Annotated in this window: 22 protein-coding genes; 4 read left to right on the top strand and 18 right to left on the bottom strand. The window is 54.4% G+C overall.

Going from position 1 to position 16,115, the window contains the following annotated elements; translation table 11 throughout:
- Positions 1–30 precede the first annotated feature (30 nt).
- Both AFE_RS15345 and AFE_RS06235 read right to left on the bottom strand, forming a co-directional pair.
- Complete coding sequence (locus tag AFE_RS15345; RefSeq protein WP_012606997.1) at positions 31–723, bottom strand: antA/AntB antirepressor family protein; 693 nt, start codon at positions 721–723, stop codon at positions 31–33.
- A 31-nt stretch (positions 724–754) separates the two neighbouring features.
- Positions 755–1,336, bottom strand: a complete 582-nt coding sequence (locus AFE_RS06235) for a hypothetical protein (RefSeq protein WP_041645763.1) — start codon at positions 1,334–1,336, stop codon at positions 755–757.
- 399 nt (positions 1,337–1,735) lie between these two features.
- Between AFE_RS06235 and AFE_RS06230 the strand changes: the two genes are divergently transcribed.
- The 4 genes from AFE_RS06230 (at position 1,736) to AFE_RS06215 (ending at position 4,329) form a co-directional block, all read left to right on the top strand.
- Positions 1,736–2,677, top strand: coding sequence for a ParM/StbA family protein (locus tag AFE_RS06230; protein WP_012606994.1), 942 nt, complete (start codon positions 1,736–1,738; stop codon positions 2,675–2,677).
- A gap of 42 nt (positions 2,678–2,719) precedes the next feature.
- Entirely contained in the window at positions 2,720–3,337 is a 618-nt protein-coding gene (locus AFE_RS06225; protein WP_012606993.1) for a hypothetical protein, read from the top strand.
- A gap of 18 nt (positions 3,338–3,355) precedes the next feature.
- Complete coding sequence (locus AFE_RS06220) at positions 3,356–3,691, top strand: YbjQ family protein (RefSeq protein ID WP_012606992.1); 336 nt, start codon at positions 3,356–3,358, stop codon at positions 3,689–3,691.
- Between the two features lie 155 nt (positions 3,692–3,846).
- Positions 3,847–4,329 carry a hypothetical protein gene (locus AFE_RS06215; protein ID WP_148208615.1) on the top strand — a complete coding sequence of 161 codons (483 nt, stop codon included), beginning with the start codon at positions 3,847–3,849 and terminating at the stop codon, positions 4,327–4,329.
- Positions 4,330–4,507: 178 nt separating this feature from the next.
- Here AFE_RS06215 and AFE_RS16045 read toward each other — a convergent pair whose 3' ends face one another.
- The 16 genes from AFE_RS16045 to AFE_RS06135 all read right to left on the bottom strand — a co-directional run bounded on the left by AFE_RS16045 (position 4,508) and on the right by AFE_RS06135 (position 16,106).
- Positions 4,508–4,711: a hypothetical protein gene (locus tag AFE_RS16045; protein ID WP_012606989.1), complete on the bottom strand. Its 204-nt coding sequence runs from the start codon at positions 4,709–4,711 to the stop codon at positions 4,508–4,510.
- 18 nt (positions 4,712–4,729) lie between these two features.
- Entirely contained in the window at positions 4,730–4,930 is a 201-nt protein-coding gene (locus AFE_RS06205; protein WP_012606988.1) for a hypothetical protein, read from the bottom strand.
- Positions 4,931–5,055: 125 nt separating this feature from the next.
- Positions 5,056–5,472 carry a hypothetical protein gene (locus AFE_RS16040; protein WP_148208614.1) on the bottom strand — a complete coding sequence of 139 codons (417 nt, stop codon included), beginning with the start codon at positions 5,470–5,472 and terminating at the stop codon, positions 5,056–5,058.
- A 239-nt stretch (positions 5,473–5,711) separates the two neighbouring features.
- Positions 5,712–6,398, bottom strand: coding sequence for a hypothetical protein (locus AFE_RS06200; protein WP_041645759.1), 687 nt, complete (start codon positions 6,396–6,398; stop codon positions 5,712–5,714).
- A gap of 120 nt (positions 6,399–6,518) precedes the next feature.
- The gene (locus AFE_RS06195; protein ID WP_012606982.1) at positions 6,519–7,046 is read right to left on the bottom strand and encodes a hypothetical protein; all 528 of its coding nucleotides are present in this window, start codon (positions 7,044–7,046) and stop codon (positions 6,519–6,521) included.
- Between the two features lie 192 nt (positions 7,047–7,238).
- Positions 7,239–7,583, bottom strand: coding sequence for a hypothetical protein (locus tag AFE_RS06190; protein ID WP_041645756.1), 345 nt, complete (start codon positions 7,581–7,583; stop codon positions 7,239–7,241).
- Positions 7,580–8,374, bottom strand: a complete 795-nt coding sequence (locus tag AFE_RS06185) for a hypothetical protein (protein WP_041645752.1) — start codon at positions 8,372–8,374, stop codon at positions 7,580–7,582. The genes AFE_RS06190 and AFE_RS06185 overlap by 4 nt, the downstream gene beginning before the upstream one ends.
- Positions 8,375–8,570: 196 nt before the next feature.
- A complete protein-coding gene (locus AFE_RS06180; RefSeq protein WP_012606977.1) occupies positions 8,571–8,915 on the bottom strand; it encodes a hypothetical protein in 345 nt (114 codons plus the stop codon).
- 123 nt (positions 8,916–9,038) lie between these two features.
- Positions 9,039–10,178 (bottom strand): transposase, encoded by a 1,140-nt coding sequence (locus AFE_RS06175; protein WP_201763904.1) that lies wholly within the window; start codon positions 10,176–10,178, stop codon positions 9,039–9,041.
- A gap of 251 nt (positions 10,179–10,429) precedes the next feature.
- On the bottom strand, positions 10,430–11,059 hold the full coding sequence (locus AFE_RS06170; protein WP_012606975.1) for an IS607-like element ISAfe11 family transposase: 630 nt from the start codon (positions 11,057–11,059) through the stop codon (positions 10,430–10,432).
- A gap of 39 nt (positions 11,060–11,098) precedes the next feature.
- On the bottom strand, positions 11,099–11,749 hold the full coding sequence (locus tag AFE_RS06165) for a hypothetical protein (protein WP_041645749.1): 651 nt from the start codon (positions 11,747–11,749) through the stop codon (positions 11,099–11,101).
- Complete coding sequence (locus AFE_RS06160) at positions 11,749–12,093, bottom strand: DUF6878 family protein (protein ID WP_012606973.1); 345 nt, start codon at positions 12,091–12,093, stop codon at positions 11,749–11,751. Before AFE_RS06160 ends, AFE_RS06165 begins: the two co-directional genes overlap by 1 nt.
- A gap of 125 nt (positions 12,094–12,218) precedes the next feature.
- Complete coding sequence (locus AFE_RS06155; protein WP_012606972.1) at positions 12,219–13,238, bottom strand: phosphoadenosine phosphosulfate reductase domain-containing protein; 1,020 nt, start codon at positions 13,236–13,238, stop codon at positions 12,219–12,221.
- A 130-nt stretch (positions 13,239–13,368) separates the two neighbouring features.
- On the bottom strand, positions 13,369–13,779 hold the full coding sequence (locus AFE_RS06150) for a hypothetical protein (RefSeq protein ID WP_012606971.1): 411 nt from the start codon (positions 13,777–13,779) through the stop codon (positions 13,369–13,371).
- Between the two features lie 128 nt (positions 13,780–13,907).
- Positions 13,908–14,801, bottom strand: a complete 894-nt coding sequence (locus tag AFE_RS06145; protein WP_012606970.1) for a hypothetical protein — start codon at positions 14,799–14,801, stop codon at positions 13,908–13,910.
- 384 nt (positions 14,802–15,185) lie between these two features.
- On the bottom strand, positions 15,186–16,106 hold the full coding sequence (locus AFE_RS06135) for an AAA family ATPase (protein WP_012606968.1): 921 nt from the start codon (positions 16,104–16,106) through the stop codon (positions 15,186–15,188).
- Between the last annotated feature and the right edge of the window lie 9 nt (positions 16,107–16,115).

The following is a 16,115-nucleotide window of genomic DNA, read 5'->3' as shown; positions in this document are numbered from 1 at the left end:
TGCACCGGGGTTTTGGGTAGATCTGCAGGCTTAGTGAGTGGTGTTCGGACCATCATCAATCTCGTCGGGAAACCAGAAACGGCGATCTTGTTTCTCGCGCTCGTTCGACACCATCCCGACCCGTGCCAAATACTCCACATCATTCAGAATCAAATGATGATTAATATCGAACTGATACTGTTTCAGCAGCACCCGACGCGCGCCCAGCACGGCCTGGAACTGATTTAAGCCATTGGCTTTGTGGGCCTTCACGGACGCCGCGTACAAGTGCAACAGTGAGGCCAACTCTTCCGGGGTCCTGGTGGTATCCGGCGGAACCGGCGCGGTTTGCTCCCTGAGCCCACGGTACCGGCGCTCGCATTCGATAAAGTATTCGCGGGCTTCGTGTCCCCTCCGTGACCGCTCGATCATCGACAGGTGCTTGGCCATGTCGAGGGTCAGGGCGTATTCCGTGACATTATGTCCACCACGACCTTTGCTCGCCAAAACGGGCGAGCAAACATTTTCTTTCCGGCCTTTGCTCGCCAAAATGGGGGAGATCAAACCTTCAAGGCGAATGTAATCCTTCCCCTCCACAAATCCCCACTGTTTGATCCGGTTTTTGATCCAGTTCGTAAAGTCACGCCCGACCTCCAGGAATGCATGCAGGTCGCGAGCGTTCACGGTCTTTTCGCTGCGGCGACCAACCGCTTTCTCGGTAATCACCAAGGGATTACGTTCCATCGGGCACCTCCTCAGAATGAAAACAGGTATATTAAAGCGCTTTTTTACGACCATCCGCAACCTTCGGTTTCTCCGTGGCTTTCGGGCCATCCGGCATCCCCAATAACCCCTCATGACTGGATAAAGACCGCGACAGATCCGACCATTGACCCAGTATCCGCTCCCGCTTCCGCATCAAGTCGGCAATCTCCCGCAAACTCTCCTGCACCACCGGCGCACCTTCGGCCCACCCGCCGGAACGCTTGGCCCTTCTGGATAATCCGTTGAGCGGCAAGACCGTATAAAACCAGCGGGACTGCCCGGAAAAATGCCGCATCAACCAGATCACCACATCCGGCTGCACCGCCCCCAGATACCGCCCAGACATGGGCCGCCACACCAGCCCCAAACGGCCACTCCAACGCGGCTGGTGGCGATCAAGCCGCTCCCGTTCCTGGTCCAGGCGGGTGTCGATGTGGCCTAAAAGACGGATGGTCCGGGCTCTTTGCAAGGCGAAATATTGAAGCAGCGCGGCGTCGGAGCCGGGTGGCAAGGGGGGTTGCTGCGTGGAATACCGAACCGGGGCCTCTGGTGCCCCCTCTTCCACCGACCATTTTTCATCAAGATCAGGCATGGCATCCTCTCAAAAAATCCGTCCGCAGGACGTGATATCGCCCGCTTAGGGCGTGAAAAACAAACAAGGGGCCGCGATCAGCGACCCTTGTGCGTAGTATGATATTATAAGGTTGGTCGGGCAACCAAGCGAAAACCATAAACACTTTAACGTCCCATACAGGGCTAAATTGTCCTAAAAAAGCCCATACAGGTCTTATGGCGGAACATAAAGCACCATAAAGTTCTCTGCTGTACCATCTAGGGTTGTGTAGGTTTTTTAGGCACTAACAGGGGCCGAAATGTCCAAAAAATGAACCATAAAGGTTGGTTCGGAGCCATAAAGAGCGTTGTGCCGCTTGACGGGGTGGTCACCGTCTCCCATAATCACGCATGTTCATAGTATATTAAGGAGCCTCAAATGACGTGCCTGGGAATGGATGTGGGTCACTCTTCGGTAAAGCTGTCCTGGAGATGTCCTGACGGCAAGGTGGTCAAGCTGATGATCCCATCGGTGGTGATCCCCGCCATGCGGATTACGGACAAGACGGCGGCGGACACGGCGCTGGATGATACGGTGGACGTGGCCGGCAATACCTACTTCATCGGCAACACGGCCTTGCATGAGGTGGGCAATTTGCGGGTTTCCGGTCTGCACGACCGCTGGTTAGACATGAAGGAATTCCGTGCGCTTGTCCAGGGCGCCATCGACAAGGTAACGCGGAACGCCGGCAAGATAGAGCGTATTGTGACCGGCCTGCCCGCCTCCACCTTCCATGAACAACAACTCAAGATGCGGAACATCGTCAGCGCCTGTCTGGATACGCAAATCCGGGTCTTGCCGGAGCCGAACGGCATCTACCTGCAACACATGATTGGTCTGGAGGGCGGCGTTCGCAAGGATCGCGTGGTCAACGCCGGTATTGTGGCCATCGGCCGGTACACTACCGACTTCATGGCGTTGCTGGATGGAAGGTGGGTAGAGGGCGTGGCGGGATCCTGCAGCGGTATGAGCCGGGCTGCCAACCTGTTGCTGAAGCAGTTGAAGAACGAAGGCCTCGACGTGGATTATCTGGATGCCGACGATGCATTATGGAAAAGGGAAATCCGGAACTATGGCAAAACCGTGGATGTGAGCCGGGATGCCGATCGTGCCCTCTCCATCCTGGGATCGGAAATCTTCGATAGCGCATCCGCGCGGTTTGGTGACGTGGGGCGCAAGCTGGAGAAGATCTTTGTCGGCGGCGGCGGCGCTGATTTGCTGATCGGCGAGCTCACGGAATACTGGCCACAGGCGGAATTGGTGGAAGACCCCCGCTTTGCCGTGGCGGAGGGGTTCCGGCGCCTTGGGGAGTCGCTGTGATGACGCTCAAGGCCACCCTTCGCTATAGCAAGGAGATCGCGCATGGATCTTAAGAGGGTGTCGTTTTACTTGTACGCGGAAGACGAGGATTTGGGTCAATGGCTTTCTCGGATGCCCAATCGATTGAAATCGTCCTTTGTGAAGGCCGCTTTGCGCTATGTCATGAACAACGGCCTGGAAAAGCAGATTTCCATGGACGCCATCATGATGGCTTCGCCCGTTCCAAGGGCGCGTCGAAAATCAAGCGGGCCCGCTGACGGGATGGCGCCTGAGACGCCACAACCGCGCCGGGCGGTGTCTGCGGAAGTGCCATCGCGCTCAGAAAGGGCGGAAGATCCGGATCGTAAACAGATGACCACATCGCAGGCTTCGCCACCAGCGCGCGCGCCGGCGCCCTCTACGCCACAGGAGATGTTCGCGCCACGGTCTCAAAATCGGCACGGTTGGAAAGGACCGATGCTGCAAATCGGGGAATCGCTGGATCTGGCTCTCTGGGAAACCATGTCGGAGGAAGAGAAGATTGCCTTTACCTTGGCGCATATGCCAGACGAGGCGTCGCAGGAAATACGGGATCGCGCCATCAAAACGTTATCGCCCAAGGCCAGGGACATGCGGGAACTGGAAGAAATGTGCGCCCTCATGATCGCCACGGGGCAGTGATCGCTAAAGGAGATTGGCATGATCGTCGTGTCGTCGGAACATATTTACGGAGAAACCATCGTTACCAGTCTGGGCACGGTGAGCGGGACCGCCATTTGTTCCCGCTCCCAGGCGGGTAATTTTCTCGGGAAACTCAGGGCCATCGCCGGCGGGCGCATGTCCGGGTATGAAAAGATCATGCGGGAAGCCCGGGACGCGGCCATTGCGGAAATGATCGCGGACGCGAAAAAGAACGGTGCCGATGCCATTGTCGCCTTTCGTATTGCGAACGGTGGAATGACGGTTGGCGACGACGATGAGTTTGTTGAAGTGTTGGCTTATGGAACGGCGGTGCAGATCAAAAAATCTGTCTAAAGAAGCGGTTTGATACAAGAGGTTGCGAACCTTTTGTTTTTTCACTAATCTAATGTTCGGGTATACGAAACTGATTGGTGAGGTGTGTTATGGAAACCATCAAAAGGTTGACCTTTTCGTGGGTGCGATTGCCGTTTGAAAGCGGGAAACACCTGATGGCGCAGAATCTGAACAAAAGCGACTGGGTGGCAACCCGCGTGGGAGCCTGTACACCATTCGCCCTGATCACATCAAACGACCAGCTACAGATCAATGCGCGAGTAAATGGCTTGTACTGGGTACATTTTGATGGGGCAGACATGCTTTTGGATCAGGCGTGGATGCCATCGCGAATCGAAACCAAAGGGATGAAATATCGGTTTGTGGATAGCCTCGTATCTTTGGTTCGCGCACAGTTTCCGGAAGCGCAAATGATCTATTTGCGGGCTCACGGGGAGAAAGGCGCCGGACTGGATCGCGACGCGAGCCAGGAAGACCGGCTGGCTTGGGCAAAAGCCCGTGTGCAGACTTTGGCGGTATTCGCCCGCCACCCGGCTGAAAGGGCGCCAGAAAAAACGGTGACAGCGGAAAGGAGAGCAGTGGCACCTGCGAGCCTGGTTGGTTTACACAAGTTGACGGAGCGTGTTGCAGCTTTTTGACGAAGAAAAACCCCGGTGCAAAAGCACTGGGGTTGGGGTGGTCATACCGTAGGTTTATCGGCCCGGTGTTTCTGAGCCTCTTTCTTTTCGTGCAGGGATGATTTGGCCGAGATGATTGCCAATGGCAACCCAACGACCAGGATCAGGGCAATTGAGATGAGTTGCCAAGTCACGAGATTCACGACACGTACTCAATTTGCCAAGTTGGGTGATAAGTTCTCACTCGTCTTTCTTCGCCCATACGCACTCGCAGATAACCATTGCGAGTGCCGACGATGATGCCATCACAACTCATAGATAAATTTCCGTCAGGCGTGAACCTAACCCTTGCACCTCTTTTGGCCGGTACCCCATACTGCTGGCGGATGTACTTCATGCCCATAACGCTCTCCTTTTGAATCTATGCCTCATAGGCCATAACGATCCAGGAAATTGCCTTGCAAGACAGGATAAACCCAATCGCAGCAAGGAATCCAGATGCATGGCCTTCCTTATAATACAGGGCCGCCGCCGCAGCGAGCTGCGTAAAACCTCCGGCGTAGGCCAATCGGTTGAAAGTTTTGATAATATCCTCACGGACACGTTTGTTGAAATACAGCATGCGGCACGCTCCTTATAGTTTTCAATACCAGTCAGGAGTAGCCGACAGGATTCCGTCCAGACAGGATTCCTTCCGAACCGCAGAAAACCCCGGTGCAAAATGCGCTGGGGTTGGGAGTGATCGCGCTAGAATGCCCAAGAGTCCTTCGGAATGATCCGTCGGCCTATGAGATGATTTGACCGGACGGAATTTGCAGCATCGCTGTCCTTGCCAGCGACAAATTTCCAACTGGCATCCGCGCCTTTCGATAATGGAAGTGGTGTGGCCCGAAGCTCGTCCAGGTTAAATCGGGTTGAGCTATCAAGATCCGTCCATCCAAAAGTGCCAGACCACCATCCAGATTGGGGTTCTGATCCCCGTGACTCGCTTTCCGATCGGATCGCATAATGCCCATGGATGCTGCTGTAATGGACGCAATGCATCCTGCAGCCAGGATAGGCAGCATTCGCCAATTGAACTGCTCTCACGGCATCTTCAGCATCAGCAACGAAACCCAGTGTTTCACGTTTATGAGTGAGGATAACTGTGTATTTATGCGTCATGACGTTTCTCCTGTGAAATGAGCATGCCTGTAAAATTCCAGGAAGAAGTAACGGACAGGAATCCGACCAAACCAAATAGAAAAACCCCAACGCAAAGTGCATTGGGGTTGGGGTGGATCAAAGGCTATCGGCCATTTCCGGATGCGATCTTCTCGCAGGCAAAGCAGAGCACGACATACGCCACGAAAACAACACTGGAAAACTCGCCCCAAAAGGTCATCTCTGTTCTCCTGTGCTGCTTATCTTACTTCGTAGGCGAACGCTTCTGTTACGCTACCGGCCTGGTTCTTGAGGACAAAAATCTCGCCCTTAATCTCCAGGATCGTGTAATATCCAGAGGAGATGCCGTTATCCGGGTCTTCCCAGAACACCTCATCCCCGACATTGAACCCACAAGGCTCTTCGGGTTCCAGATTTTCATGGGTCTCTTCCATAAGAAACGACCATGCGTGGTCCCGTGTGGCAAAAAGCGACGGGCATCGCTCCATCAAATCTTCCACGGCAGTATCCACATCGGGAGCCTGGCAGTTTCCAGCCAGGTAACCAGACCGGATGCGCCGAGCAACAGCGATCTGAGATGCGGCACAGGCACGCACAAACTGCCATACAGCGTCTCCCCCAACGCTGAGCGGCAAGCGGCTCTCCATGCATTCCATAACTTCGTACAGTGACTCCCCGCCATCTTCTGTCCAACCATCTTCGTCGGACCAAAAGCCGGCGCCATCTACTGCTGCCTCACTTGCGGAATAAATCCGAAGCCATCCTGAATCTCCTGACTCGAAGACGGTATTCACCCGGCACCCGGGGTAGGCGTTTTCAGCCTGCTCCCGAGCGTGGGCTTCGTCGTCTGCTTGGTTGCAGCAGAAAATCTGCGCGACGGGCTGGTCGGTGATTCCGGTAAGGATTACGGTATATTTCTGGTTCATGATGCTTCTCCTGTCAAAATGGGCGGAATGCCCGTATTACCGATGACAGGTAGCAGACAGGAATCCGTCCGGTAGGCATAAGAAAAACCCCGGTGCAAGATGCATCGGGGTTGGGGGGGGTCAATCCAGACCAAGGACCTTCACAGCGTCTCGCGCTGCTTCGATCATAGACGAAAAGCTCATGTCACAAGCGTTTTTGCCATCGCCAGAAATCCAGTCCCACATGCCAGCAATTTCAGGCTCTTGAACTTGAACGAGGCTAACCCCGTTATGATGACAAAGTTCTATGGGATCCAGGATCGTGCTCAAGCCATCGGTCCTGATAAACGTAACGCCGGGCTGGGCGCGCAGAAACTCGGGTGAATGATCTTTGCCCGTAACCCATACGGCAGATATGATCTTGTTCCATGTCCAGCTACCTTCAACATCTCCATCAGCTTGAAATTGTTCCATATTCTGGTTGATACGGACATAACGGATTCGGACGCCAACCACGTCAGCAAGCGCGTGCGCCAAATTATCCATGTTCGATACGGATCCATCTTCCTCAAAATCCGGGTCAACGGTGGCGACTTTTGTCCCGTTCACTACAAGTGCGATATCGTCCAACCCCTCCAGCTCTGCAATATCAATCGTTTGGATGTTCATGGGTAAAGCTCCTTTCAGAAAAACCGGCGATATGCCGTGGATTCATTCCGGAGAGAGATAGCAGACAGGAATCCGTCCGCTGGACGGCGCGGCCAGCGGATGCCAAATGCCAATGGCAAATGCCCAGGGCTCCGTAGGGCTCCAGGCGAAGAAAAACCCCAAGGCCGAAGCCATGGGGTTGAGGGGGTCAGCTTATATGCGTTTCTGGGCGTCCAGGACGGCCCTGGCTGCATCCGCCGTGGTGAATGCCATCCCAGCACGATAAAGCTGCTGCGCGTCATGCTGGCTCAATCCTGAGCCAATACACCAGCGGTCCACTTCAGATCGGACGATACAGAAAAAAGCGTCCCCCAAGTCGAAGGTTGGTGGCGAATAGTGACGTCGGATGGTTGCCACAACATCAGCAGGCTTACAAACTTCACATTCCCAAGAATCCCAGAACGCCTTTTCGCGCATGTACTGGTCTTGTGGTATATCCCAAACCAGCCGTGAGCCGCAAGACATGCAGGTCGGGTTAAAATATAACGAATTTCTCACGCGTCTTCTCCTTTGCAAAGGGTTTCCAGATACTCTGTTACCGCAATCGTGAGGTCTGGAATGTCCGTTGGTGAAATGGCTACTGGCGAAATAAATGCCGCCACTCGCCCCTTGCCCGCCATAAAGAATCTCACGCCGGGGAATAAGCGCTCGCCTTCGTCTATTTGTTTGTCGGAAAAACAAACGCGCGGCTGCAAATGTTTGCTCCATACCGTTCCTGGCATGGAAAACAGCGTGCTTTCCCCATCTTCGATACCATGGATGGTGTACAGGCGGGCTATGGAGACATGCTTCCCGTCCAGCGCCGCCAAAACATGGTCACGGAAGACCTGTGCTTTTTGGTTGAGCCAATTCCGGTAATCGCTTTCTGTGATTTCCTCCAGAGGAGGAGTGAGCGGCTGAAATGGCGCGATATAATCCCTGCACCACTTTCCAATTTCAGCGGCGGTGAGGTGATTGTCCACCAGATCGATGATGTCCTGAGCCGGCACACGATCACTTCCCTCCAAAACGCCATGTTCCTCAGTCATTCCGTTGTCGCGGAACCGGAAATAGATCGTTTCCGCCTTGTACTCGAAATACTCCGCGCTGCTGGAGTCGTAGGGGATCCCCATGGCGGAGAGATTGGCGACAATACTCACTTCGCCGTTTTTGCACTCGTCCTCCGCGTAAAAATAGACTTTGCTGTTGGGTTCCAGCTCAAGTCGGGTGCCATCCTCCTGAGAGAATTCGGGCAAGAACTTCAGTGCCCACTCCGGAAACCGCACATCTCCGTAAAATGAATCAGACATCGTACTTCTCCTTTCGCAAAATCGGCAGGATTGCCGGGATCATTTCCGGTTGTGGGTACCGGACAGGATTCCGCACAGACGAAGGGCGGGGGCGGCCGGCGGATGCCAAATACCAACGGCAAACGCCAAAGTCCATGCCGTGCTCCAGGCAAAGAAAAACCCCGATGCAAAACGCATTGGGGTTGGTGGGATCGGGTCAGAAAGCCCAGGTGTCTTGTGGCTCGACGGTAACCGGAATCATGGGGATGTCATTCAGAAACGCCATGCATAGCTCAAACTTATTGCCGCCATACTTCAGCGCATCCTTGAGCGCCGCCAAAGCCATTAAAAGATCGTGATTGGTATTGACGCACCGATCACGATAATTCTCCCAAAGATGCTGTTTCAGTTCAGTGATCTGATCATCGACACCGTTCCTAAAAACGCACTCTCGTCCATCAACCCAATAAAAATGGATCACCGATGCGTCCTCTTCCGGGTTTTCCGGGAAGGCGGATCCACCAAGACAGGTCTCCTCCGCATGCTCAATATAAATTTTCACCTTATACTCCTTTGGCCGGGTGACGGCCCTCGTAAAAAATAACCGCGTCCGGATTGACACCGGCCAATAGATTCAGCCACCACTCATTCCCACGCAGGGCTTCGTGACGGTCGCGTACTGTTCCTATAAACCTGTACAAACCTGTACAGAGGATTTATCCGCACACGGTTGATAGGTTTTCGCCTGCAACTCGTGCCTCTTGACGCTCAGTTGCGCCGGAGATCGTGCCAGAAGAATACGTCGGACTTCCTGGTGGGGAGTGAACCGAGTGATCTCGGTATCTTCGTACCTTCTCAGCACGTTCAACGCAGCATTGTGGTCAGCCTGGAGCACATCCCCGTTCGCACGGTAAAATTTATCGGCCACGCGCTTGCCTTCCAGCAAGCCCGTCACCGAGTCCATTTGCGATGTATAGGCTGCATTCACCAAGCGATGTTCCGCCTGCCGCTGCGTACATACAGAGTCCAGGGCATCGGCGAGCACGCCTTTGGCCCATGCACTCATACGTCTGTTGTATTGCTTCCATACCTGCTTTTTGGCAATGGGAGAGGTTAAATCTTCTGAGACCACTACAGTCGCCTTATCCACAATCGTGTGAGCCGCCTGGAAAGCGATGGTGCGTAACCGCTTGCGGGTATGGTCTCTACGCCCGTCTATCTTGATACGCCCGAGGTTGCAGCGTTTGATGTGATCCGCTTTAACGATGCGTCCCGCTTCCCGATGCTTCTTTTCCAAAGCGTAGAGTTTGTTTCGCGCTTTACCCGTCGCTGATGTCTGATCACTATATTCCGTCAGCACCGCACCGAAGGCTTCCCCATGCGCAACACCATCGGAATCCGTGAAGGCTTCCGTATAACCTTTGTCGATGCCCATCATTTGATCACCACAAAGCCGCCCATCGCCTTTGGTGGCGGCATAGTGGATCTCCGTAAATCCATCCTTGACCACCACCCGAAGGTTGCTGCCCGACAGAGTGACGTTCTTGCCGCTGGACGTGGTGGTCAATCGGATTGGAGCGCCGTACTTCGCCGCGATATGAATGACAATCACCAGATGACCGTCCACGACTTCCGTAGCGTATTTGTCTGACCGGACCACGAACTGGTTGGCAACGGATGACTTTCCATGCCGGAAATGCTTGCGCATCTGGCGGTGCAAAAAATTGTCGGTGAGCCATTGGTCGTTACGCAGCAACGTAAAAAGTCGTTTGCGTTCAGCCTCATCCCCATTGCGAGCGGCAATGGCTTTGCGCACTTTTTGCATCGCAGCCGCCTTGTACAGTAGAACGTCGTTTACAATGTCCTTGGTGGTTTCATTGCGAATGGTACCGTCCACAGGGAGGGTGGAATACAAGCCTGCCGCCGAGATTTCTTTGCGGATATCGTTGGCAGACTTGCCAATAGTTCCCAGAGCGCCATACCGCCGCCAGATGTCCGCCCGCACATACCCCATGGCCTTGCAGATCGTCCGCAAAGCGTCAGGAATATCAGCCTGTAATGTGCGGGTAACGGTGATCATTGCAAAAGTTCCTTGGGTTCTGCCACCTTGTATTCCGGATAATCTTCCCGCAATTGTTTCTTGTATTTACGCATCCCATATAATCGGCAACTGAAGGTATGAACAATGGAGAGCAAGTCTTCAACCATCTCCTGTTGCGGAGACAAGGAATTTTGGTTAACAACCACGATTTCACAGCCATTTTCAGTAGCCAGATGCATAATGAGATCGTACCCAAATCGCACCAGTCGATCTTTGTGCGCCACCAGTAGTTTTCCAATTTCGCCGCGTTGCATACGGTCCAGGATGCCGAGAAAACGCTTGCGCTTGAAGTTCATGCCGCCGCCAATCTCCTGAACCCATTCGTCCACGGCAATACCAGCACCACGGCAATAGGTTTCCATTGCGTCCACCTGCGAGGCCAGATCGTCTTTTTGCCCGGCACTGCTCACGCGGCAATAGACGATTGTGGCTCGGTTTTCAGGGGCTCCGCCCAGCATGCGCCGCACATCCGATTCGTCGAAGTAACGATGTCCAGATGGAAGACGCTTGGCGACCAATTTGCCTTCACGCTCCCACCGTCGAACCGTCTGGGCCGACCGACCGATACGTTTTGCGAATTCACCCATGCTGTATGCTTTGCTCATAACGGATAACTATAAACATATTTGAATACAAATCAAGCATCAGTTAATCGCTCCATCATTGCCGGATACATGCACCTCGATGCACCGGGGGTGCCCAAGAAGGCTTTCCACCAGGCCTGCAGGTGGTTCTCCTTCGGCCTGGCGAACGATGTTCAGGTGCGACAGGTCAACGACGAAGTACACGTTATGCTCCAGCAGCTCGGCATAGCCATCCCAGGTGGACACCGTGTTTCCTGGACGTAACGACGGATACAGGCCTTCGATAGCCACCGGAACACCCGCTTGTTTGGAGAGGATGTTGGCCATCATGATTTGATCCATGATGGGCATTCCATTGCTGGCCGCATGAATGCTGTACGGCCCCCCGAGAAAGCGGAGCATGTCCACCAGGCGGGCCGTATATTCCGGGAAACGATGTGCCGTTCCCAGATCGTAGCTGCACGGTTCTTCCAGAATCCTGGCGTTGGCGTGCAGGCGGAACCGCGTGTCGGGATACGCTGCCTGAAGGGCCGCCACACGGGATTCATCCAAAATTCCGCCGCCGAAATTCTGCGGACAGAGTTGAACATGACCCAGATGGATATCGCCCAGAACGGGGTCAGAAAGACCTGCTCGCGCCAGAACCATAAATTCTTCCGGCGTATGACAAGGAAAACTGCTTCCTCCGGAGAGGTGCATCTGTATGTCCATTAGTCATCTCCGAAGCTGTGGCTGGTCAGGCTGGTGTCCACCACGTAATCGTAGTGGTCCCAATCCATGGTCGGGACGCCGTCATCCAGATCGAGGCTGATTTCCCCGTATCCCCCTTCGTTGTTTTCCCACCCTTCGTGATCTCCGACCAACAAATCATACAACTGATTCTGGATGTCGCTGGCCACTTCTTTGGGCAGGGAAAGGTCATTTCCTTGTCCATCCGCGAACGACATGGTGAAGCTGTCCATGGAGTCGCCGCTCCCGTGGTACTCCGCACGAAGGCTACAGGCGCCCGTCGCGCGCATGGCGGTGATGATGCGGGTGAAGTCTTTTTCCTGCATGGCATTTCTCCTTCAAAAAGAGGGCTGGGTGCCCGATAATTTCCAGAGAGGAATCGCAGACAGAATTCCGGACAGCAGACGAAGAAAAACCCCGGTGCAAGTTGCACTGGGGTTGGTGGGATTATCTAGGTTGGACCAACGCTTTCGCCAAATGCGCCATCCGGGTATTCCCAATGATCCAGGAATACAGGCTCGGAATAGCGCTTGCGCATGGCGATATCACGCCACTTGCTGGAAACCATGGGGTACGGTTGGCCCTGATTCGCACGGTCCGTTACCGATTGGGTACGGTGGATGGTGACGCCGAAGATCTCCTCATACTGAGCAATGGCACGAAGACCATCGGGATCAATGGCACGGATGGAAGCCCATTGATTCGGGCTGCCGAAGATGCACTTCATACAGGACACCCGGCCAAAACCAAGCCAGTAGGCTGGGTGCGGGTTCACCTTGTGGCGCCGGATAATGTCCCATACTTCGGCCTCCGCCCATGCGTGGACGGGGCGCCAATGGTCCACATGCCGCAGCGCCTTGCCCGCCCTTCGATCGGCCTTGTGGGCCTCGAAAGTGGCGTACTTGGCACGCCCGGGGGATTCCTCCGCGCGCTCGCCAGTGACTACCAAGGTGCGTTTCCCAACAAAGCGCGGGTCGTTACGGATAGCGGCCGCAGCGACGTCGATCTTGAGATATGCCGAGCACCAGCGTACCGCAAGGTTCCCAGAAACCTGGGGGAACTTTTGCCGGGTGCCCTGGGGCCCGAGCCCGCCGATGGTGTGCAGGCCATCGGGCGCCTCAAAGTGGATGGGAGCGGTGGGCGAGCGATCCCGCAACATCTCCCGTTCAAAACCGCCTTCCTTCCAGGAAAAGAAAATCGGGAGGCAGAAGTGGGCGGCGATGGTAGAGCAATAATCCTCGGTCACCGGCCAGTCCATAAGGGCACCGTCGGCACCATCAATCCGATGGTGCCAAAGTTCCAGGCGTTTTCTGCTTACGCCCAACTCCAGCAAATGAAGCAGGCATGCCATGGAGTCCTTGCCACCAGAGAAGGCGACAAGAATGTGATCGTAGCTGTCGAGATCCGGCGCGTTCGATCTGGCGAGGCATTCGCCATCATATAAAGGTGATTCCTGACAAAGGTGGTTCATAAGGTTTCTCCGGTCGAAATGGGCGGTGTTTCTGTGAATTTCCATGGAGAGGTACCGGACAGAAATCCGCACAGCGACAAAGAAAAACCCCGGTGCAGGATGCACTGGGGTTGAGGGAGATCAGGAGTGCCTAAAGCTGAGCTATGACCGATGGAGCTGCCGACGCAAACAGAAAATCAGGGATTTTCGCATCGGCAGCTTGGCCAGACACGCTCCAGCGGTTGAGCAACATTTCCATAGATCGATCGGTTGGCCAACACCTGAAAATGGCGTGGATACGGATAATCGCCACCTCCATCACCATCAGCGGGTTATCACACGGCGATGGGCAATCCTTCGACGGATCCACCACCATGCTCCAATAGCTGCCGTCGGCCTTTCTAATCCTGTTTCCCCAAATATCCAAAGCGGCATCATAGGAATGGGTTTCCATAACCAAATTATTGCCCGTGTCGTGGAAAATGATATGGTTGCTGATGCCGCTGGCGAGGCCCCAGAGCGTTGTGGGACACTGCATAATGGAAAGACGAAATGCCTGCATGATACCTCTCCTGTCGAATGCGGCGGATGCCGCGATAATTTCCAAAAGGGAGTACCAGACAGGTTTCCGAGCACACAGACGAAGAAAAACCCTCGATGCAGGATGCATGAGGGTTGGGTGTGATCCGGTCAGAAGGACCAGCGCGCTTGCGGTTCTATGCGATGGCAAGCCGCATCGATTTTATCCATATTGTCCAGAGAAACTGGCTCTTTCAGTGTCATGTTTTCCAGAGACTGAATGATTTTTCGACGCGTGAATGAAGGCAAATGAACATCGCTTGGTATGAATACAGCCGGGTGGCCAGGCTCGAAGAGTAAGGCTGACCCATCGTCTGGCACAGCAGGATCACCGGTCATCCCAAAGAAAACGTAAGGGAATTCACGTTCTAAAACGTCCAGTTGCCGCGTGTTGAACCACGAATTGTGGCGCTTGCTATCATCCTGACGAGACTCGATAAGATGACCAGTCACACCAAAAATATTGCAGAATCCGGGGCGAACGTGGTCAAAAGCATAGCAAGTTGTTTTTCGATATACGTTTGTGATGTTCGCACGGAAAATGCGTGGTTTGCAGGAGCGCCAATCCTGATATTCCTGCTCTGGGAAATCCCGTATGTTCGGTTTTAGCGGAAGCGTGTCATTATCAATGTCCAGGCAAAGCTTCCGGATGGTTTCGAGTGGACGCTCTCCATCAAGCAGCTTGATCAGCTCCCCAACGTCGAGGAGCCTATCACTTTCGCAAACGTGCAGCGCCTCCGTGCTTCCGTCCTTGCGAGGCCTGTTATATACGACATAAGCAGGATCCCCATCAAGCGCTTCACAGTGGTGGTCGTAAGGAATACCAAACCGCTCCAGCGTTTCAAGAAGATCTGGTATACCGTTTTCTGATTCATTATCAACAAAGGTGATCACCTTGTCGTCCATGGTTAAAGAAAATCTGCTTGTTCCATTCTGGTATGGCGTGTTTGGCAGATATTTATTGGCCCAACGCGGGTATATTACAGACGTTTTCACTTTGCTCATGGTATTGCTCCTTTAGAAAACCCAACTTGGTCCGCAGATGCCAGCGACAGCCTCCATACACGCTTTCCACGATGTATCTGGATTGTGATACACGATCATTCCCGCGCTACAAAGCCAATCCTCCAGGTCGTGGGCCGCGCTCACTGAGTTCACTGTGTCAATAAGCTGCACGGCGATCATCTCGGTCAGTGTCAAAATGGGCAATTCAGACATGATGGACGAACTACCTGCCCATAAAAGTTTTCGCCGTTACGGCCGATTCGTATTTGTAACATCGCGCACCTCCTGTGCGAATCCATTCCGGATGGAGGTAACAGACAGGATTCCGGACAGCGGGCGAAGAAAAACCCCAAAGCCGAAGCAATGGGGTTGGTGGGATCAGGGTTATCCGAGCTTCATGATGGAGCGGAGTCCAGATTTCTCTCCTTCGGTCAGCCCGTCTGCGAAGCCAAAGCACATGGCCTCCCAAAGCGGCTCGTTCGTGGCGCTGAAAATGCCGCTCTTGACCAACTCGGAAATCCGAACCAGTCCCCGGGTGGAGATCGGCGCGGACAGTTCGCCGCCAATGAAAGCCGCACGGCTCTCTTGCGCGGTCTTCAGCAGGATCTCCCGAATTTCATCCGGAAGGGCCGTGCCGAATTTTCCGACCAGGATGTCGTTTTCCTCATCCTGGGTCGGATATCCAACCTCCAGGAACAGGAACCGGTCGAGAACGGCCGCATCCTGTACGTTGCGGGCCCTGTAGGTACCCGTCTCATCCCCACGTCCACGGGTGTTGCCCGTGAACGCGATCCGGAAGTCCTTATGCGGGTGAATCACTTCACCCGTTTCAGGAATCACCAGGGGGGATCCCTCCAGAACCCTGTTGAGGGTGATCGTGATGGAAGGCGGCAATGCGTCGCCTTCATCAAACACGATCATCTCCCCGTTGCGCATCGCGCGCACCAAAGGGCCAGGAATGAAGCGGGTGCTTCCGGCGTCCAGTCCCATGTAGCCTACGATATCCGCGCGCTCCGTACGGACGTTGCACGACAGTGTGGTGCAGATCCACCCCAGTCGCGCGGCCATCTGCTCCGCGAGGCTGGTCTTGCCGGATCCGGCGGGGCCTGCGAGGTAGATGCTGCGACCAGCCTTCCCGTCCATCCAGATCAGCGCCTTGCGGAGCAAGGGCAGCCGGAACACGTAATTACTGATGATCTCGGGAACGCCGGGATCGGTGAGACCCTTGGCCGGAAACTGCTTGCCGGCCAGAGCGGGGATGCCAAAGGTTACGCCAAGATCTATTGTAGGTGTTGCCGTTGCCATGGTACTTCT

The organism is Acidithiobacillus ferrooxidans ATCC 23270 (assembly GCF_000021485.1).
In the GTDB taxonomy this organism is placed as follows: Bacteria; Pseudomonadota; Gammaproteobacteria; order Acidithiobacillales; family Acidithiobacillaceae; genus Acidithiobacillus; species Acidithiobacillus ferrooxidans.
This window is presented reverse-complemented; position numbering and strand designations above follow the sequence as displayed.